The following is a 19,054-nucleotide window of genomic DNA, read 5'->3' as shown; positions in this document are numbered from 1 at the left end:
GGTCATTTCCCCTTCGCGCTGTGCGCTTCCTGGTCGCGCATCGCCTGCGTCATGTCGGGCAACTGATGCGCGATGCCCTTGTGACAGTCGATGCACGTCTTCTCGCCGGTGCCGAGGAACGTCTGGTGCGCGTTCTGCGCGCGCGGACTCTGGCGCGTGAAGTCCATCGATTCGAACGAGTGGCAGTTGCGGCATTCGAGCGAATCGTTCGCTTTCAGGCGCGACCATTCGTGCTCGGCGAGTTCGAGCCGCTTGTCGAGAAACTTCTCGCGCGTGTCGATGACGCCGAACACCTTCGCCCACACTTCCTTGGACGCCTGCATTTTTCTCGCCATCTTGTCGGTCCAGTTGTGCGGGACGTGACAGTCCGAGCACTTCGCGCGCACGCCGCTGCGGTTCGAAAAATGGATCGTCGATTTCAGTTCGGCGAAGGTGTTGTCGCGCATCTCGTGGCAGCCGGTGCAGAACGCTTCGGTGCTGCTGAATTCGAGCGCGGTGTTGAACGCGCCCCAGAACACCACGCCCGCGATGAAGCCGCCCAGCGTGAGAAAGCCGAGGCTGTAGTAGGCGCTCGGCCGGTTGATCGTGCGCCAGTAGCGTTTCACCAGGTCGAGCATTGAACGCCCCTAGTTTCTGCGCGCCGGGCTCGCCTTCGGTCCCGGGGCCACGCGGATATCTTCGATGTCCGTGAACGTGTTGCTGACGAGCGGCTTCGTATCGGCTTGCGGAACGTGGCACTGCGTGCAGAAATACCGCCGCGGTGCGAGCGTGCCCAACGTCGTGCCGGCGCGATCGGCGTAATGAGTAACGCCGATGGGCACCGCTCCGCTTTCCGCCGCGCGACTGCGCGCATGGCACGACAGGCAGCGGTTCGCGTTCTTGTCGACCTGATAGCCGTCGATCTTGTGAGGGATCGTCGGCGGCTGCTGTGCGTAAGCGCGGCCACGGATCACGTCCTTGTTCTCGGTGGGATAGATGAGCGGAGGTTTTGCCTCCTCGTCGAGCGGCGTGGTGCCGCGCAGTCCGTCGTGAAACGGCTCCGCAGGCACCGTCGGCTGGGCCTGCGGCCCCGGCGGCGCGAGCAGCGAACACACGGCGACGAGTGCGATCCACAGTCGCATGGCAGCCCCCTATACCTTCACGATCCTGACCGCGCACTTCTTGTAGTCGGTCTGGAAGGAAATCGGATCGGTTGCATCCAGCGTCACCTTGTTGATCAACTGGCTCGAATCGAACCACGGCACGAAGACGAGCCCGCGCGGTGGCTTGTCGCGTCCGCGTGTCTCCACGCGCGTGCGGATGTAGCCGCGCCGCGACATCACCTTCACCTCGACGCCGCGCCGCAAACCCAGCGCCTTGGCGTCGTCGGGATGCATGAAGCACACGGCGTTCGGAAACGCGCGATACAGCTCCGGCACGCGCCGCGTCATCGATCCGGAATGCCAGTGCTCGAGCACGCGACCGGTCGAGAGCCAGAACGGATACTCCTTGTCGGGCACCTCGGGCGGCGGCTCGTAGGGCAGCGCCCAGATCACGGCGCGCCCGTCCGGGTTGCCGTAGAACTGCCAGCCGGTGCCGGCCTTCACGTAGGGATCGGCGCCTTCCTTATAGCGCCAGCGCGTTTCGCGGCCGTTCACGACCGGCCAGCGCAGGCCGCGCGCGCGGTGATAGTCGTCGAACGGCGCGAGGTCGTGGCCGTGGCCGCGTCCGAACGACGCGTATTCCTCGAAGAGCCCTTTCTGGATGTAGAACCCGAACGCCTTCGCTTCGTCGTTGCGATAGGCGGCGTCGATTTGCGAGGCGGGGAACTTGTCGACGTTGCCGTTGCGGTACAGCACGTCGTAGAGCGTCTTGCCCTTGACGCCCGGCTCCTTCGCGATCAGGTCCGCGGGCCACACCTCCTCGATCTTGAAGCGCTTCGAGAACTCGACGAGCTGCCACAGGTCCGAGCGCGCGCCCTCCGGCGGCGGCACGAGCTGATGCCAGAACTGCGTGCGCCGCTCCGCGTTGCCGTAGGCGCCCTCCTTCTCGACCCACATCGCCGAGGGCAGGATCAGGTCGGCGGCCACCGCCGTGGCCGTCGGATAGACCTCCGACACGACGATGAAGTTGTCCTCGTTGCGATAGCCCGGCAGCGTCTCCTGCATCAGGTTGGCGGCCGCCTGCATGTTGTTGTTGACCATCACCCAGTACGCGTTGAGCTTGCCGTCCTTGAGCATGCGGTTCTGCACGACCGCGTGAAAGCCCGGCTTCTCCGGAATGGTGCCCGCCGGGATCTTCCAGATTTCCTCGGCGTGCTTGCGATGCTCGGGGTTGGTCACGACCATGTCCGCCGGCAGCCGGTGCGAGAACGTGCCGACTTCGCGCGCCGTGCCGCACGCGGACGGCTGCCCCGTCAGCGAAAACGGACTGTTGCCGGGCGTCGAGATCTTGCCCGTCAGGAGATGCAGGTTGTAGACCATGTTGTTGGCCCACGTGCCGCGCGTATGCTGGTTGAAGCCCATCGTCCAGAACGAAACGACCTTGATCTTCGGGTCGGCGTAAAGCTCGGCGAGCTGGTCGAGTTTCACCTTCGGGATGCCCGAGAGTTTCGTCACGTAGGCGGCGTCGTACTTCGAGACGAACTTCGCGAACGCGTCGTAGTCCATCGGCTTCGAACCGGTCGCGTCGTTCGCGTTCTTCGCGGCCTTTTGCAGCGGATGATCCGGCCGCAGCCCGTAGCCGATGTCGGTGTTGCCTTCCTTGAAGACGGTATGCTTCGTCACGAAGTCGCGATTCACGCGATTCGTCTTGATGATGTAGTTCGCGATGTAGTTCATGATCGCGAGGTCCGACTGCGGCGTGAAGACGAGTTGCTGGTCGGCGAGATCAAAGCTGCGGTGCTCGAACGTCGAGAGCACCGCGACCTTCGTCTGCGGCACGCTGAGCTTGCGATCGGTCACGCGCGTCCAGAGGATCGGGTGCATCTCCGCCATGTTGGAGCCCCACAGCACGAAGGCGTCGGCGGCTTCGATGTCGTCGTAGCAGCCCATCGGCTCGTCCATGCCGAAGCTGCGCATGAAGCCCGTCACGGCGGATGCCATGCAGTGGCGCGCGTTCGGGTCGATGTTGTTGCTGCGGAACCCCGCCTTCATCAGCTTGACGGCGGCGTACCCTTCGAAGACCGTCCACTGGCCCGAGCCGAACATGCCGACGGCGGTCGGGCCTTTCGCCTTCAGGACGCGCTTGAACTGAGCGGCCATTTCGTCGAACGCCCGGTCCCAGGACACGGGCGTGAATTCGCCGTCCTTGTCGTACTTGCCGTCCTTGATGCGCAGAAGCGGCGTCGTGAGGCGGTCCTCGCCGTACATGACCTTCGACAGGAAATAGCCCTTGACGCAGTTGAGCCCGCGATTCACTTCCGCCTGCGGATCGCCTTGCGTTGCGACCACCTTGCCCGCCTTCACGCCGACGCTCACGCCGCAGCCCGTCCCGCAAAAGCGGCATGGCGCCTTCGACCAGGTGAGGTCGCCGCCGACGACCTGCGCTGCACGGTCCGCACCGGCCGCCAGGACTGGCAGCGTGACGCCGGCGGCCGATGCCGCCGTCGCCGCGGCGGTCTGCCTAATGAACGCCCGCCGGGTCAGTTTCATCGCCAATCTCCTCGTCGAGCGATTCGACGTCTTCGTGATGCTGGTAGATCAGCGCCGCCGAATGGACGCCGGGCAGCGCGTGAATGGCCTGGAGTTGTCCAACGATATCGGCTGAACGGTTCGCCTCCAGCGTGACGACCAGTTTTCCCGTCGGGGTGATTGCATGAATCACCGCGCCCGGAATGACCGATATGGACTTGCGAATCGACTCCATATGCGTGCCATTCGCATGGACGACAATTCCCGCAATGTGCGACTCCGCCATTTCCGCTTTTGAATCTCGTGCTGCGCTTTCAGCAATTTCGCCGTCGCCTGTTTCGCCGTTTGAATTGACATGGGCGATCGTTTCGAATGCGGAGACAGGCATTTCGCAGCTCCTTGTTCCGACTGCATGAGTGCGCCATGACGCCAACCGCCCATGCGGATCTATAACAATCAGTGAGGCGGGCCGCCGACCAGCAGTTGATAGAACCAGACCGCAAAGCCATACGCGGCAATGAAGAGCACGGTCAAAACAGGAACCATGACCGCCGTCAGAAAGACGAAGCTGCGCAGTTCTTCGGTTTTGCGAAGGTTGTTTTCTGCGTCTGTCATGGCGCGTAGCCGTCGATTCGGGCGATCCGGCGATTATATTGCGAGGGTGATTCCGATTTATTGTTGTCGCCAGGTCGACATCCGTCAAGGACAAAGTGTTTTTTATATTTACAACGATCTGTCTAAATAAAACGCTCGCCCGGATTAATGCGTGAACCGAATCCATTAAACGCTTCGCGAACTCAAACAATTGCGGCTGACGCAATAGTTTCTACTTTGCTCAATAAACGCTTCTGACTTTTCCAATATCTGTTCTGTTCGGTTAAAACGGAGCGCAGATCACCGACCTGCTCCCAACCCTCCACGATGGGAACACTCATTGCTAAATTCGATGCAGACGGCCAGACGAGCCGCCGACATTTCAGGAGCTAACATGAGCATTCCAACCTCTGCTACATCGGGCGGTGCCGCAATCGTCGGCAAGGGCGCCGCCACGGCCGATGGCCCCGGTCCCGACGTCATGGCGGCCAGCACGATCGACGGCAACACGGTCATCAGCAGCGACGGCGACGATGTCGGCTCGATCAAGGAAATCATGCTCGACGTGCGGCAAGGGCGCATCGCCTACGCGGTGATGTCGAGCGGCGGCTTTCTCGGTATCGGCGACAAGTTGCTCGCCATTCCGTGGAGCGCCTTGACGCTCGATACCGACAAGAAGTGTTTCCGGCTCGCCGCGACCTCGGAGCAGATCCGCAATTCGCCGGGGTTCGACAAGGACGCCTGGCCCTTGATGGCGGAAAAGCAATGGGCAAGCACCGTGCATCAGCATTACGGACGCGAGCCGTACTGGTCGTCGGATGTGCGCGACACGGGAGCGATACCGCCGGCGGGCGTCGATGCGCCCGAAGCAGGTGGCGTGAAACTTTGAGATGGTGCGGGCCGTCCGCCGGGCCTTCGACGGCCGGCGGCCCGGTGCTAAGCGAGCGGCCTACTTGCTCGAGCCGGCGTGGCCGAATTGCAGGCTGGCGAAATCCGCGTCGTCCATGAGGGCGGCCAGCACGTCATTGGCGAAGTCCTCCACGGCGACGTGCCATTCGACCGTGCCGACTGCAAAGTCGTTCGGGCTGGCCTTGCCTTGCGCCTTGCGGATCGCACCGATACTCATGCTCAACGCTCGGGCGCGCTGAAAATGCGGGTCGTCGGATTCGAAGAAGGGATCGTGGTCGTGTTCCATGAATGCTATTTCGGCACGATCCGCGCGAACTTTAGCCGGATCGAAGATAAATTTCGAGCCCCGAAGTATACGGGATTCGCGCGAACTCGCTTTTTAATGCGCGTACGATCGTTCGCCCGGGTTTGGTCGACAGAAGGAGAGCCGCTGATGCAGGCTTACCGGAATCTCGCGGGGAATTCGGGCGTGCGAGCCTTTGAAGTCTTGCGCGACGGCATTCGCGTGCGATTCGCGAATGGCGCGACGTATCTCTACGATCATCGCGTACCCGGACGGGAGCACGTCGAAGAAATGAAGCGCCTTGCGGTTGCGGGCCGCGGACTGAGTTCGTATATCGCGCAGTTTGGGGGCGACTATGCGGAGAAGGTGGAATGACGGGCGCGGCGACGCCGGTCGGTGAGTATTGCTGGAGTTTTGCGCCGTCTGATGAGACACCCGCCTTTCGAGGCGGTTATCGGCGGAACTTGCTACCCCGAAAGATTAGCCTTCGCGTGTGTAAGGACGTAAATCGACAACCACGGCCTCCTTACACGTCAACCGGATATCAAGGCCAACATTCGGTGTAAGGTCTAGCTGAATCAAACCTTCCGGCGTTTCTGCGAGCGTCATTTCCATAATCGTCGCTTCGTCCACCATACCATTCACGTCGATATCCGACGCTTGAATTTCCAGAAAGTCGAGTACGGCGATGTAATCGGGTTGCCCCGGAACGGGCGGCGCACCATATCGGTTGTGAAACACTTCGAGCCGAAGGTCCAGCATCTCGCGCGTGCGATTTTCCGGCAAAGGAAGACCGCTGAAACCTTCGTGCGATTGCCGGATTCTCTGCAGACAGAATGACCGTACAGCGGAATCGTGGAAAGACGGATATCCGCCAAGAACCGATTCAAGCCGTTGACCATCCTTGGCAAGATGCCAACCCCATGTCCTGTTTGCGTTGCTCAGACAATCCTCTATTCGGCGCGCGCGTAGTCCCTTGCTGTACATCATCGAGTGTTGAAACCAATGCTGCGTGACTCGCACAGTGTGTCATTCCTCAAACAGACCAAGAATGGAAACCTGAGCGTACGCTGTTGGTTTTCTGATGGCCCGAAAAAACAAAAGCCCTGTAACTCATTCAAGTTACAGGGCTTTATGACTGACTCTGGCGGAGAGACGGGGATTCGAACCCCGGATAGGTTTGACCCTATACACGCTTTCCAGGCGTGCGACTTAAACCGCTCATCCATCTCTCCGGCAAGACGCAGAGTATAGCAAACTCCGCCGGCCCTGCCAGCCCCTGCCTACGGGTGCCGGATATAGTCCACGAGCGCGCGCGTATACGCATCGGGCTTGTCGCGGTCGAAGAGGCTCACCGCAATCGCCACGGCGAATCCCGCCGGCACGCCAAACACGCCCGAGCTGATCGGCTCGATACCGAACCATCGCGCGCCCGCGAAACCCGTCATCTGCGTGAAGAACGGATACGTCGAGACGATGTAATAAACGCACACGACGAGCCCCGCCATCATCCCCGCCACCGCGCCGCGCCGGGTCGTGCGCTTCCAGAAGACGCCGAGCACGAGCACCGGAAAGAGACTCGACGCCGCCAGCGAAAACGCCGCCCCCACCAGAAACAGAATATTCCCCGTATTCAGCGACGCCACATAGGACGCGAACAGCGCCACGCCAAGCAGCAGAATCTTCGATATCGTCACGCGCCGCTGGCTCGTCGCGTTCCGGTCGACCATGCAGTAATACACGTCGTGCGAGAGCGCGTTGGCGATCGTGAGCAACAGACCGTCCGCCGTCGAAAGCGCCGCCGCCAGCGCGCCCGCCGCGATCAGCCCCGAAATCACATACGGCAGCCCGGCAATTTCGGGCGCGGCGAGCACGACCATGTCCGGCTGCATCTGGATGCCGGCCCAGCGCACGATGCCGTCGCCGTTCACATCGGTGATGCGGATCAGGTACGGCTCGACCTTGCGCCATTGCATGACCCATTGCGGCAGATCGACGAACCGGTGCCCGACGAGCCCCGACAGAATCTCGTGCTTGATCAGCACCGCGAGCACGGGCACCGTCAGATAGAAAAGCGCGACGAAGAAGAGGGTCCAGCCGACCGAGCGCCGCGCCGAGGCCACCGAGGTCGTCGTGTTATAGCGCGTGAGGATGTGTGGCAGGCTCGCCGTGCCGAGCGACAGGCACAAAAGCAGCGACAGGAAATTGCGCTGATGCACGCGCTGGCTCTCCTCCTCAGCACGACCCTTTGAGGCGACCGGAAACGCCTGCGCCATCGGCACGGGCGCGGCCACGCGTTCGAGCAGCGCATCGCGCTCGCGCGACCATTTGGCGAGCGCGTCGGCGGGATCTTTCGGGAACGCTTCGAGTTCGCGCTCGCGCGCGCTGATCTCGCGCAGCGGCCCGTTATGCCGCCGCAGTTCCGCGATCTCGTACACGAGCCGCCCGTACTCGCTGCGATACGACTGCGGCAGCGTGTCGATCCGCGTCTGGATTTGCGCGGCCTGCCGGCGGTAGTCGTCGCGCACACGCGCTTCCTCGGGCGATTGCGCGACCATCCGTTCGAGCGATTCGACGCGCTCCATCACGCGTCCGTAGTTCAGTTGCGGCAGCCAGCCGAGCCCTTCGCGATGCGCGATCATCGAAACCGGGATCAGCATCGCGCTGATGAGGATGATGTACTGCGCGACCTGCGTCCACGTGACGGCGCGCATGCCGCCGAGAAACGAGCACACGAGAATGCCCGCGAGCCCGCAGAAGATACCGATCGCGAAGTCGATGCCGATGAAGCGCGACGCGATCAGCCCGATGCCCTGGATCTGCGCGACGAGATAGACGAACGAACAGAGGATCGCGGCGAACGCGGCGAGTCCGCGCACGAGGTTGCTGGAGAAGCGCGTGCCGAGGAAATCGGGGATCGTGTAGCGCGCGAGCTTGCGCACGTAGGGCGCGAGCAGGAACGCGACGAGGCAGTAGCCGCTCGTCCAGCCCATCACGTAGGCGAGGCCGTCGTAGCCGCTCGCGTAGATCGAGCCAGCCAATCCGATGAACGATGCCGCCGACAACCAGTCGGCCGCCGTCGCCATGCCGTTGAACGCGGACGGCACGCGCCGCCCCGCGACGTAGTATTCGACGAGATCCGATGTGCGCGATAAAAGGCCGATCACCGCATAGACCGCGATCGGCACGAACAGGAACACGTAGCCGATCCACATGCCGGGCCCGGTCACGCGCTCGATGCGCTCCATCACGAAGATGAAGAAGAAAAAGCCGACCGTATAGAGCGCGTAGTAGACGATCAGGCGGTTGGTCAGCTTCATGTCTGCCCGCCGGCCGCGCGCGAGGCTCGCAAAAGGCGCGCATCGGCGAACTGCATCAGCACGATATAGACGACGATCAGCGCGACATACACGAGGATCGCGCCCTGTGCGCCGAAGTAGAACGGCAGCGGGAAGCCCGCGATACGCACGTCTTCGAGCCGCGACGCCACGAGCGGCAAGCCGAACGACACGACGAAGCCGACCGCCATCAGCACGGCGATCAGCGCGACGTTGAAGCGCCAGTAAGCGCGATGCGCGCGCGCCATCGCGGCCGATACGGGCGGCGCTTCGGGCGAGCTTTGGGAAGGGGTCTCGACGGGCATGCGACTGTTTACCAAAACCGCGCCGCGCGGGCAATCAGGATCGACCGCTGCAATGCAAAACGGCTGCCCGAGGGCAGCCGTTTTGCACGAGCAGTCAACCGCGAAGGTTCATTTCGCTTCGCCGAGCTGGTCGAGAATCGCGGGATTTTCGAGCGTCGAGACGTCCTGCGTGATCGCCTCGCCCTTCGCGAGCGAGCGCAACAGGCGCCGCATGATCTTGCCCGAACGCGTCTTCGGCAGGTTCTCGCCGAAGCGGATGTCCTTGGGCTTCGCGATCGGACCGATCTCCTTCGCGACCCACGCGCGCAACTCGTTCGCGATCTTCGTGCCCTCCTCGCCCTCGGGACGCTCACGCTTGAGCACCACGAACGCGACGACCGCTTCGCCCGTCGTGTCGTCCGGACGGCCGACGACCGCCGCTTCCGCGACGAGCGGATTCGCGACCAGCGCGGACTCGATTTCCATCGTGCCGAGCCGGTGACCGGAGACGTTCAGCACGTCGTCGATACGGCCCATGATCGTGAAATAGCCGGTGTCCTTGTCGCGCACGGCGCCGTCGCCGGCGAGATACAGCTTGCCGCCGAGTTCTTCGGGAAAGTAGCTCGTCTGATAGCGCTTCGGGTCGCCCCACACGTTGCGCAGCATCGACGGCCAAGGGCGCTTCACAACCAGGATGCCGCCCTGCCCGTTCGGCACGTCCTGCCCGGTTTCGTCGACGATCGCCGCCATGATGCCCGGCAGCGGCAGCGTGCACGAACCCGGCACGAGCGGCGTCGCGCCCGGCAGCGGCGTGATCATGTGCCCGCCGGTTTCGGTCTGCCACCACGTATCGACGATCGGGCACTTCCCGCCGCCGACGTTCTCGTGATACCACATCCACGCTTCCGGATTGATCGGCTCGCCGACCGTGCCGAGGATGCGCAGCGTCGACAGGTCATAGCTCTTCGGATGCACCTTCGCGTCCGCTTCGGACACCTTGATGAGCGAGCGGATCGCGGTGGGCGCGGTGTAGAAGATCGTGACCTTGTGCTTCGCGATCATCTCCCAGAAGCGGCCCGCGTTCGGATACGTCGGCACGCCTTCGAACATGACCTGGGTCGCGCCGATCGCGGGCGGCCCGTAGGTGATGTAGCTGTGTCCCGTGATCCAGCCGATATCGGCAGTACACCAGAAGACGTCGTCCGGCTTCATGTCGAACGTCCACTTCATGGTCTGCGCGGCCCACAGCAGGATGCCGCCAGTGCTGTGCTGCACGCCCTTCGGCTTGCCCGTCGAACCCGACGTGTAGAGGATGAAGAGCGGATGCTCGGCGCTCACCCATTCCGGCTCGCACTGGTCCGATTCGTTCGCGACGAGTTCGTGCATCCATTGGTCGCGGCCTTCGGTCCACGCGACCTTGCCGCCCGTCCTGCGATAGACGATCACGTTCTTCACCGCCTCGCAGCCGCCGGCCGCGAGCGCTTCGTCCGCGATGTTTTTGAGCGGCAACGCCTTGCCGCCGCGCATCTGTTCGTCGGCGGTGATGAGCGCGACCGCGCCCACGTCGACGAGCCGCTCGTTGAGCGACTTCGACGAGAACCCGCCGAACACGACCGAATGCGTCGCGCCGATGCGCGCGCAGGCCTGCATCGCGACGACGCCTTCCACCGACATCGGCAGATAGATCACGACGCGGTCGCCCTTCTTCACGCCCTGCTTCTTCAGCGCGTTCGCGAAGCGGCATACGCGGCCGAGCAGGTCCTGATACGTGACGTTGGTGACGGTGCCGTCGTCCGCTTCGAAGATGATCGCGTTCTTCGCGCCGTTGCCCGCTTCGACGTGACGGTCGATGCAGTTGTACGACGCGTTGAGTTCGCCGTCCTCGAACCAGGTGTAGAACGGCGCGTTCGATTCGTCGAGCACCTTCGTGAACGGCTTGTGCCACGCGAGCGTTTCGCGCGCGATGCGCGCCCAGAAGCCTTCGTAGTCGCGTTCGGCTTCGTCGGCCAAGGCCTTGTAAGCGTCCATGCCGGAGATCGCGGCATGGGCCGAAGCCTTGTCGGAAGGCGGGAAAACGCGGCGTTCCTGGAGTACGGATTCAATCGCAGACATCGACAACCCCTTTGATGGTGACTCTAAAACCGTCGGCGCGCGTGGGCGCGGGCCGCATGTTTCGTTTGACGCGGGACGCGCATTCGCGCCTCGCAGCTGACTGTGTCTCCTGCGTCGACGAGCGCTCGTTGCCGCGCTGCAGCACGTTCGTTCGTCGACCTGTATGTCCGGCCTTTATCCGCACGATAAGCCTCTCGCCTTACCCGCTTCTTACGCGGCGCCGCCAATCGACACGGGGTATACGAGAGGGTCGCGCGGCTTCTACAATGCGCGCCTGGATTCCGATCCACGCGGCTGTAAAGCGCCCGACCTGCATACGTCCCTACAATCGTAACTGAACTCGCCGTCCGGATTCCAGCTTGAATCGATACGCCTTGTACCTTATCGCAGCCATGCTCCTCGTCGGCAGCAATGTCGGTGTCGGCAAGTCGATCGTCGCGTTCGTTCCTGTCACGCTGTTCGCGCTCCTGCGCTTCGTGATCGCCATCGCGGTGCTGTGGCCGCTCCTTCGGCCGTCGAAGATGAAGCGCGTCGCGCGCGGCGAATGGATCAACCTTTTCCTGCAAGCGCTCTTCGGCACGTTCATGTTCACGCTGCTCATGCTCAACGGCGTGCAGCGCACGAGCGCGGTCGCGGCGGGCGTCATCACGAGCACGATCCCGGCGGTCGTCGCGCTCTTTGCATGGCTCTTTCTCAAGGAGCGGCCGAACGGCCGCGCACTCGTGTCGATCGCGCTGGCGATCGCGGGCGTGGTCGTCATCAACGTCGCGCAGAGTGCGCACGGCGCGCTCGCAGGCACGGCCAGGGAGAGTTCGCTCGCCGGCAACCTCATGGTGCTCGGCGCCGTGTGCTGCGAATCCTTCTACGTGATCCTCTCGCGCCGCCTCACGGAAACACTGCCCGCCATCGACATCTGCGCGTACACGCATGGCTTCGGGCTCCTGCTGATGCTGCCGCTGGGTCTCCCGGCGCTCCTCTCCTTCGACTACGCGAGCGTCGGCGCGGGAACGTGGACGCTCGTGCTGTGGTACGGGCTCTCGGCGAGCATCTTCTCGTTCTGGCTGTGGATGAAGGGCATCCGGCACGTCGACGGCAGCCTTGCCGGCGTGTTCTCGGCCGTCCTGCCGATCGCGGCCGCGGTGTACGGCATCGTGTTCCTCGGCGAGCGGCCGACCGTCGCGCATGGCATCGCGCTCGCGTGCGTGGTCGCGGGCATCGCGCTCGCGAGCATCCGCCCCCGCCAGGTTCCGCCGATGGCCTCCTGAGCGCGCCGCCCTTGGCTCGCGCCCTCGCCTCGCGCCGGTGCCTTCGGCGAACCTTACGATCGACACGCTACAATTGCGGGTTCCCCAATCCGGCATTCGTCCAACCTGAAGCCCATGTCCGTTTCCAAGCACGTCCCCGGCTCGCCCCGCCCGATGGGCCCGCTCCCAAGGCTCATCTTCATGAGCCGCTGGCTCCAGGTGCCGCTCTATCTCGGCCTAATTGTCGCGCAGGGCGTCTACGTCGTGCTGTTCCTGAAGGAAGTGTGGCACCTCGTCTCGCACGCCTTCACGCTCGACGAAACCAACATCATGCTGGTCGTGCTCGGCCTGATCGACGTGGTGATGATCTCGAACCTGCTCATCATGGTGATCGTCGGCGGCTACGAGACCTTTGTCTCGCGGCTCGGCGTCGAAGGCCATCCGGACGAGCCCGAATGGCTCGATCACGTCAACGCGGGCGTGCTGAAGGTGAAGCTGTCGATGGCGCTCATCAGCATCTCGTCGATCCATCTGCTGAAAACCTTCATCGATCCGGACCAGCACTCGCAAAACGCCGTGATGTGGCAGGTGCTCATCCACCTCGCGTTCCTGCTGTCCGCGCTCATCATGGCCTGGGTCGACCGCCTGACCACGCATACGCATCCGCAGCATTTCCATAACGAGTCGGCCGCGCCCGCCCGCGCAGCCGACTGAGCGCGCCGCAGAGCGCCGAACCGACTCCGTCCCCCAAGACGCTTCCCAGAGCCCAAGCCATGACCGTCATCAAACAGGAAGACCTGATCCAGAGCATCGCCGATTCGCTCCAGCACATCAGCTACTACCATCCGCTCGATTACATCCAGGCGCTCGGCCGCGCCTATGAGCTGGAAGAAAGCCCGGCCGCGAAGGACGCGATCGCGCAGATCCTGACCAACAGCCGCATGTGCGCGGAAGGCCGCCGGCCGATCTGCCAGGACACCGGCATCGTCACGGTCTTCGTGAAGGTCGGCATGGACGTGCGCTGGGCAAGTGAAAACGGCAGCGCCACGATGGGCGTCACCGAGATGATCAACGAAGGCGTGCGCCGCGGTTACCTGAACCCGGACAACGTGCTGCGCGCGTCGATCGTGAGCCCGCCCGAGGGCGGACGCAAGAACACGAAGGACAACACGCCGGCCGTGATCCACTACGAGATCGTGCCGGGCGACAAGGTCGACGTGCAGGTGGCGGCGAAGGGCGGCGGCTCGGAGAACAAGTCGAAGTTCGCGATGCTGAATCCGTCCGATTCGATCGTCGACTGGATTCTCAAGACCGTGCCGACCATGGGCGCCGGCTGGTGCCCGCCGGGCATGCTCGGCATCGGCATCGGCGGCACGGCCGAAAAGGCGATGGTGATGGCGAAGGAGTCGCTCATGGACCCGATCGACATTCAGGACATCATCGCGCGCGGCCCGAAAGACTGGATCGAGGAACTGCGCATCGAGCTGCACGAGAAGGTCAATGCGCTCGGCATCGGCGCGCAGGGTCTCGGCGGCCTTGCCACCGTGCTTGACGTCAAGATCATGGCGGCGCCGACGCACGCGGCATCGAAGCCGATCGCGATCATCCCGAACTGCGCGGCGACGCGCCACGCGCACTTCACGCTCGACGGCTCGGGCGTCGCGAAGCTCGAAGCGCCGTCGCTCGACGCGTGGCCGAAGGTGAACTGGGAGCCGAACACGGAAACGAGCCAGCGCGTCGACCTGAACACGCTGACGCCCGAGCAGGTCGCCGCGTGGAAGCCGGGCCAGACGCTCTTGCTCTCCGGCAAGATGCTCACGGGCCGGGACGCCGCGCACAAGCGCATCGCCGACATGCTGGCGAAGGGCGAAAAACTGCCGGTCGATTTCAAGAATCGTGTGATCTATTACGTCGGCCCGGTCGATCCGGTACACGACGAAGTCGTCGGCCCGGCGGGCCCGACCACCGCGACGCGCATGGACAAGTTCACCGAACTGATGCTTTCCCAGACCGGCCTCATCTCGATGATCGGCAAGGCCGAGCGCGGCCCGGTCGCGATCGAGGCGATCAAGAAGCACAACGCGGCCTACCTGATGGCGGTCGGCGGCGCGGCGTATCTGGTCTCGAAGGCGATCCGCCACGCGAAAGTCGTCGCGTTCGAGGACCTCGGCATGGAAGCGATCTACGAGTTCGACGTGCAGGACATGCCGGTGACGGTCGCGGTCGATTCGTCGGGCACGTCGGTACACAAGACGGGGCCGGCCGAATGGCAGGCGAAGATCGGCAAGATTCCGGTCGCGACTGTCTGATGCGGGACCGTCTAATCAATATCCGCCTATGAAAAAACCGGGCATGATCGCCCGGTTTTTTATTAACTAGGAATCTTCCGATAAAGAGATTCGTTCTCATTTTCATCTGAAACAAAAGATTTTTATCCAACCTTGGCAATCTTCGCTGTAAGGTTTATGGTTCAAAGATTCCGAGAAGTAGTACGCCCCGAACAAGGACAATCATGCAAGGCGACCCGAAAGTCATCGAATACCTGAACTCGCAGTTGAAAAACGAGCTGACTGCGATCAATCAATACTTCCTGCACGCCCGGATGTACAAGCATTGGGGCCTGGAGCGCCTGAACAAGCACGAATACGACGAATCCATCGGCGAAATGAAGCACGCCGACTGGCTGATCCAGCGTGTATTCATGCTCGACGGCCTGCCAAATCTGCAGGATCTGCATAAGCTCCTGATCGGCGAAGAGACAAAAGAGATTCTCGAATGCGACCTGAAGCTCGAGCAGATTTCGCAAAGCACGTGCAAGGAAGCAATCGTTTATTGCGAATCGGTGCGCGATTTTGTCTCGCGTGAAATTTTCGTGAAGATTCTCGACGATACCGAAGAGCACATCGACTGGCTCGAAACGCAACTCGATCTGATCGACAAGGTCGGTATTCAGAATTACCAGCAAACCATGATGGGCGAAGGCGAATAAGTCTCGCGCATCGTGTCGTTGTCCGTTTCGCAAACCAACTCATCCTTCGAGCGCGCCGTCTCCGTGACGAGCGCGCCCGTGGGCGTTTTCGATTCCGGGCTCGGCGGGCTGTCCGTGTTGCGCGCGGTGCGCACAGCGCTCCCGCACGAACCGCTCGTCTACGTCGCCGACTCGCGCTATGCGCCGTATGGCGAGCGCGACGACGATTTCATCGTCGACCGCACGATGGCAATCGGCCAATGGCTCGTCGCGCGCGGGGCCAAGGCGTTGGTCGTCGCATGCAATACGGCGACCGCGCAGTCGATCGCGTTCGTGCGCGAGCGGCTGTCCATTCCGCTGATCGGCGTGGAACCCGGTGTCAAACCGGCCGCGGCATTGTCGAAGACGCGTGTCGTCGGGGTGCTTGCGACCGCCGTCACCTTGCGCAGCCTGCGCTTCCAGGCGCTCCTCGACCGTTACGCGGCCGATTGCCGCTTCATCTGCCAGCCGGGACATGGTCTCGTGCAGGCCGTCGAGCGCTGCGACACCCGCTCGCCCGAACTGATGGCGCTCCTCTCCGGCTACCTTCAGCCGATGCTCGACGCCGGCGCCGACACGCTCGTGCTCGGCTGCACGCACTACCCTTTCCTTGACGAAGCGATCCGCTCGATCGCGGGCGACCGCCTGCAAATCGTCGATACGAGCGTCGCCATTGCGCGGCAGCTCGAACGGCAACTCGACCTCCACGGCCTGCGCGCCGCCCCGTCGGCATCCGCCCCGCTCCCGCTCTTTTATTCCACCGCCGATGGCGAATCGCAGCGCCAGCTCGCAGCGACACTCCTTGGCATCGACACGCGCGTCCAGCACGTCGTCATCCCGTCGCGCCGCACGCAGTCGCTCGAATCCGACGCGGCGTGATGCATCCCTGAATACCGGGCGCCCTCGCCCGGCCCGGTCGCATCGGGCGCTCAGGAAAACCCTTCCTACTTCCTTGTTTTGTTACATTAAACACAGACACGCGCTTGCAAACACGCTGATACTGAATGATAATAGTTCGCATTAACCCAAGCTATCGCGACCGATCATGATCGTCTGTGTGTGCAAGTCCGTATCCGACCGCAAGATCCGCACGGCTATCGCCGGCGGCGTCGATTCGTTCGACGAGCTGCAATTCGAGCTCGGCGTCGCGTTATGCTGCGGGAAATGCGAGGAATCGGTGCGGGACGTGATGCTGCAAAGCGGCGTCTGCGCGTCGCGCTGCGGCGTCGGGCACGAGCACCATGCCGTTCCGCTGACGTTCTACGAACGCAAGGCCGCCTGACGCTTCACACCCGTGCGGCGTCCGGCGAGCCATTGCGCGCTTTGCCGGATGCTGCATCGATCTCACCGCCGCAAGCCAGTCGCACCAGCCAGCCGCGCCACGTCTTCTCCGGGAGAAATGATGGAATTGCTGATCGGCTTCGTGACCACTCTCTTTATCTCTCTGCTGATTTTCCGAACATGACGTTGTTTAGCCTGAAGTGCTGCACAGGCCCGGCGGATTCACTCTTCGCGGCCCACATCTGATCCCATGCAGTCCCCGACAATGACACCCGCCGGGCCGACGCCGGAGCCCACAAGCGGCGTCGATCGCCGCGTGATGGTGGCGGCCGCTGCCGTCGTCGCACTTCATGTGGCGCTCGTCGCGGTCGTCACGACGATGCGCAACGAGCCGAAGCCCCGCCCGGTCGAAGTCCGCGCGATCACCGCGGAATTGATCAGCGCCGAGCCGGCGCCCGTGGCCGCGCCTGTCGCGGTCGAATCGACGCCGACGCCTCCGCCGCCGAAACTCGTTTCGCCGAAGCCGGTCGTCAAGCCCAAGGTCCAGCCGCGTCCGCAGCCGGCACCGAAGCCGATGCCGCTGAGCGACGCGCCATCGCCGATCGCCGCTCCCGCGCCCGAACCGACGCCCCCCGCGCCGCCCGCCACGGCGGCTCCCGCGCAGCCCGAGGCGGCCGCGCCCGCCGTCGGACGCCCGACGATGGCGCTTTCCGCACCGAAGGACATTTCGCGCCTGTCGTGCAGCATCGTTCAGCCGGACTATCCGACGATGGCGAAGCGCCGCGGCGAGACCGGCACCGCGGTGGTCGGATTCGTCCTCGGCGTGTCTGGTAAGCTCGAAAACATCGCGCTGAAGAAGAGCAGCGGCTCGTCGCGTCTCGACGAAGCCGCCCTCGACGCCGTGCGAGCGAGCGCCTGCAAACCCTACAAAGAAAACGGCGAGGCGATCCGCGCCGTCACTTCCGTGCCTTTCGTCTTCAGTCTGACCGACTGATCAAATTTCTCAGATACAACAGGAACTGCAATGGAAAACTACGGAATTGCGCACGTGTGGGCGCAAGGCGATTTCGTGACACGCGGCATCGCGCTCGCGCTGGTGATCATGTCCGTGCTTTCGTGGACGGTTATCGTCGTGAAGGCGTGGAACGTCCTGCGCCTGAAGCGCCTGACCAAGAACGCCGAGCGCGCGTTCTGGCACTCCGACGATTTCGCCGACGGCATCAAGAAGCTCGGCAGCCATTCGTCGAGCCCCGCCGACAATCCCTTTCTCGCCCTCGCCCTCTCCGGCCAGGAAGCCGCCGACCATCATCACCAGACGCAGCCGCATCTGCACGACCGCATGGACGTCTCCGACTGGGTCACGCGCTGCCTGAAGGACACGATGGACGAGGGCGTCGGCCGCATGCAGTCGGGCCTCGCCGTCCTGGCTTCGATCGGCAGCACGGCGCCGTTCGTCGGCCTGTTCGGCACGGTCTGGGGCATCTATCACGCGCTGCTCACGATCGGCGCGACCGGCCAGACGTCGATCGACCAGGTCGCGGGCCCGGTCGGCGAATCGCTCATCATGACGGCGTTCGGCCTCTTCGTCGCGATTCCGGCGGTGCTCGGCTATAACGCGCTCACGCGTGCGAACAAGTCGATCGTGATCAAGCTCAACCGCTTCGCGCACGGCCTGCATGCGTTCTTCGTAACGGGCACCAAGCTCTCGTCGACCAAGCGCCCCGCTGGCGCGGGCGCCACCGACAGCCTGCGTCTCGCCACGCGCGCCAGCTAAAACGAGGTTTCCGATGGCAATGAGCCCTTTCGCCAGCGACGAAGACGACGGCATGATGAGCGAGATCAACATGACGCCGCTCGTCGACGTGATGCTGGTTCTCCTGATCATTTTTCTCGTGACGATTCCGGCGATGAACCACGCCGTGAAGATCGACCTGCCGCACGCGAGCAGCCAGCCGCAGGACACGAAGCCCGCGCACGTAAATCTCGCGGTCGAAGCCGACGGCACGATCCTCTGGGACGACCAGAAGGTCGACGACACCGCGCTCGCCGCGCGCATCGCGCAGGCGTCCAAGCAATCGCCGCAGCCGGAACTGCATTTGCGCGCGGACCGCAAGGTGCCGTATGAGCGCGTCGCCGATGTGATGTCGGCCGCTCAGGCGGGCGGTTTGTCGAAGATCGGCTTCGTGACGGAGCCGAAAGCGGGGAAATAAGCGGGAAAATAAGCAGGCGGACTGATTGATTCAGACGCCCCAAAGTAAAAGGCCTTCATCGTCGGATGAAGGCCTTTTTTTGTGCGCACTCAGCGCATTCGGGCGGGCAGTCACTTCGGGCTCGAATAATTTGAGTTCGAAGAATCGCCACATGCGGCAGCCGTGGTCGACACGGACAGCG

General features: G+C 63.2%; 21 protein-coding genes and 1 tRNA gene. 11 read left to right on the top strand and 11 right to left on the bottom strand.

All coding sequences use genetic code 11. From position 1 onward, the window contains the following. Window positions 1–2: 2 nt before the first annotated feature. From AWB66_RS26040 to napE, 5 genes are all read right to left on the bottom strand, one after another. Complete coding sequence (locus tag AWB66_RS26040; protein WP_087632963.1) at window positions 3–617, bottom strand: NapC/NirT family cytochrome c; 615 nt, start codon at window positions 615–617, stop codon at window positions 3–5. Window positions 618–626: 9 nt separating this feature from the next. After that, the gene (locus tag AWB66_RS26035; RefSeq protein WP_087632962.1) at window positions 627–1,121 is read right to left on the bottom strand and encodes a nitrate reductase cytochrome c-type subunit; all 495 of its coding nucleotides are present in this window, start codon (window positions 1,119–1,121) and stop codon (window positions 627–629) included. 9 nt (window positions 1,122–1,130) lie between these two features. After that, window positions 1,131–3,632, bottom strand: coding sequence for a periplasmic nitrate reductase subunit alpha (gene napA, locus AWB66_RS26030; protein WP_087632961.1), 2,502 nt, complete (start codon window positions 3,630–3,632; stop codon window positions 1,131–1,133). Further along, the gene (locus AWB66_RS26025) at window positions 3,604–3,999 is read right to left on the bottom strand and encodes a chaperone NapD (RefSeq protein ID WP_235021238.1); all 396 of its coding nucleotides are present in this window, start codon (window positions 3,997–3,999) and stop codon (window positions 3,604–3,606) included. The genes napA and AWB66_RS26025 overlap by 29 nt, the downstream gene beginning before the upstream one ends. 68 nt (window positions 4,000–4,067) lie before the next feature. Further along, window positions 4,068–4,226 (bottom strand): periplasmic nitrate reductase, NapE protein, encoded by a 159-nt coding sequence (napE, locus tag AWB66_RS26020; protein ID WP_087632960.1) that lies wholly within the window; start codon window positions 4,224–4,226, stop codon window positions 4,068–4,070. 373 nt (window positions 4,227–4,599) lie between these two features. On the opposite strand from napE, the gene AWB66_RS26015 reads away from it, so the two are divergent. After that, complete coding sequence (locus tag AWB66_RS26015) at window positions 4,600–5,094, top strand: PRC-barrel domain-containing protein (RefSeq protein WP_087632959.1); 495 nt, start codon at window positions 4,600–4,602, stop codon at window positions 5,092–5,094. A gap of 60 nt (window positions 5,095–5,154) precedes the next feature. On the opposite strand, the gene AWB66_RS26010 is transcribed toward AWB66_RS26015, so the two are convergent. Continuing rightward, entirely contained in the window at window positions 5,155–5,400 is a 246-nt protein-coding gene (locus AWB66_RS26010) for a hypothetical protein (RefSeq protein WP_087632958.1), read from the bottom strand. A gap of 147 nt (window positions 5,401–5,547) precedes the next feature. On the opposite strand from AWB66_RS26010, the gene AWB66_RS26005 reads away from it, so the two are divergent. After that, window positions 5,548–5,772 (top strand): hypothetical protein, encoded by a 225-nt coding sequence (locus tag AWB66_RS26005; protein ID WP_087632957.1) that lies wholly within the window; start codon window positions 5,548–5,550, stop codon window positions 5,770–5,772. A gap of 105 nt (window positions 5,773–5,877) precedes the next feature. Here AWB66_RS26005 and AWB66_RS26000 read toward each other — a convergent pair whose 3' ends face one another. From AWB66_RS26000 to acs, 5 genes are all read right to left on the bottom strand, one after another. After that, complete coding sequence (locus AWB66_RS26000; RefSeq protein ID WP_087632956.1) at window positions 5,878–6,387, bottom strand: hypothetical protein; 510 nt, start codon at window positions 6,385–6,387, stop codon at window positions 5,878–5,880. A 155-nt stretch (window positions 6,388–6,542) separates the two neighbouring features. Continuing rightward, a tRNA-Ser gene (locus AWB66_RS25995) sits at window positions 6,543–6,632 on the bottom strand. Window positions 6,633–6,680: 48 nt separating this feature from the next. After that, window positions 6,681–8,717, bottom strand: coding sequence for a sodium:solute symporter family protein (locus AWB66_RS25990; protein WP_087632955.1), 2,037 nt, complete (start codon window positions 8,715–8,717; stop codon window positions 6,681–6,683). Next, the gene (locus AWB66_RS25985; RefSeq protein WP_087632954.1) at window positions 8,714–9,040 is read right to left on the bottom strand and encodes a DUF4212 domain-containing protein; all 327 of its coding nucleotides are present in this window, start codon (window positions 9,038–9,040) and stop codon (window positions 8,714–8,716) included. The genes AWB66_RS25990 and AWB66_RS25985 overlap by 4 nt, the downstream gene beginning before the upstream one ends. Before the next feature lie 108 nt (window positions 9,041–9,148). Beyond that, window positions 9,149–11,131 carry an acetate--CoA ligase gene (gene acs / locus AWB66_RS25980; protein WP_087633009.1) on the bottom strand — a complete coding sequence of 661 codons (1,983 nt, stop codon included), beginning with the start codon at window positions 11,129–11,131 and terminating at the stop codon, window positions 9,149–9,151. Window positions 11,132–11,490: 359 nt separating this feature from the next. Between acs and AWB66_RS25975 the strand changes: the two genes are divergently transcribed. The 9 genes from AWB66_RS25975 to AWB66_RS25935 all read left to right on the top strand — a co-directional run bounded on the left by AWB66_RS25975 (window position 11,491) and on the right by AWB66_RS25935 (window position 18,873). After that, window positions 11,491–12,396, top strand: a complete 906-nt coding sequence (locus tag AWB66_RS25975; RefSeq protein WP_087632953.1) for a DMT family transporter — start codon at window positions 11,491–11,493, stop codon at window positions 12,394–12,396. 114 nt (window positions 12,397–12,510) lie between these two features. Next, the gene (locus tag AWB66_RS25970) at window positions 12,511–13,089 is read left to right on the top strand and encodes a TIGR00645 family protein (RefSeq protein ID WP_087632952.1); all 579 of its coding nucleotides are present in this window, start codon (window positions 12,511–12,513) and stop codon (window positions 13,087–13,089) included. Window positions 13,090–13,148: 59 nt separating this feature from the next. Continuing rightward, a complete protein-coding gene (locus AWB66_RS25965) occupies window positions 13,149–14,684 on the top strand; it encodes a fumarate hydratase (protein WP_087632951.1) in 1,536 nt (511 codons plus the stop codon). Window positions 14,685–14,887: 203 nt separating this feature from the next. After that, window positions 14,888–15,364: a bacterioferritin gene (bfr, locus tag AWB66_RS25960; protein ID WP_087632950.1), complete on the top strand. Its 477-nt coding sequence runs from the start codon at window positions 14,888–14,890 to the stop codon at window positions 15,362–15,364. 12 nt (window positions 15,365–15,376) lie between these two features. Beyond that, window positions 15,377–16,261 carry a glutamate racemase gene (murI, locus tag AWB66_RS25955; protein WP_087632949.1) on the top strand — a complete coding sequence of 295 codons (885 nt, stop codon included), beginning with the start codon at window positions 15,377–15,379 and terminating at the stop codon, window positions 16,259–16,261. Between the two features lie 166 nt (window positions 16,262–16,427). Then, window positions 16,428–16,664, top strand: a complete 237-nt coding sequence (locus tag AWB66_RS25950; protein ID WP_087632948.1) for a (2Fe-2S)-binding protein — start codon at window positions 16,428–16,430, stop codon at window positions 16,662–16,664. Window positions 16,665–16,913: 249 nt separating this feature from the next. Beyond that, window positions 16,914–17,657, top strand: a complete 744-nt coding sequence (locus tag AWB66_RS25945) for an energy transducer TonB (RefSeq protein ID WP_087632947.1) — start codon at window positions 16,914–16,916, stop codon at window positions 17,655–17,657. A gap of 30 nt (window positions 17,658–17,687) precedes the next feature. Further along, the gene (locus AWB66_RS25940; protein ID WP_087632946.1) at window positions 17,688–18,437 is read left to right on the top strand and encodes a MotA/TolQ/ExbB proton channel family protein; all 750 of its coding nucleotides are present in this window, start codon (window positions 17,688–17,690) and stop codon (window positions 18,435–18,437) included. 13 nt (window positions 18,438–18,450) lie between these two features. Then, window positions 18,451–18,873, top strand: a complete 423-nt coding sequence (locus AWB66_RS25935; RefSeq protein WP_087632945.1) for an ExbD/TolR family protein — start codon at window positions 18,451–18,453, stop codon at window positions 18,871–18,873. Window positions 18,874–19,054 lie beyond the last annotated feature (181 nt).

Origin of the sequence: Caballeronia telluris (assembly GCF_001544495.1) — a bacterium.
GTDB lineage: Bacteria > Pseudomonadota > Gammaproteobacteria > Burkholderiales > Burkholderiaceae > Caballeronia > Caballeronia telluris.
This window is presented reverse-complemented; position numbering and strand designations above follow the sequence as displayed.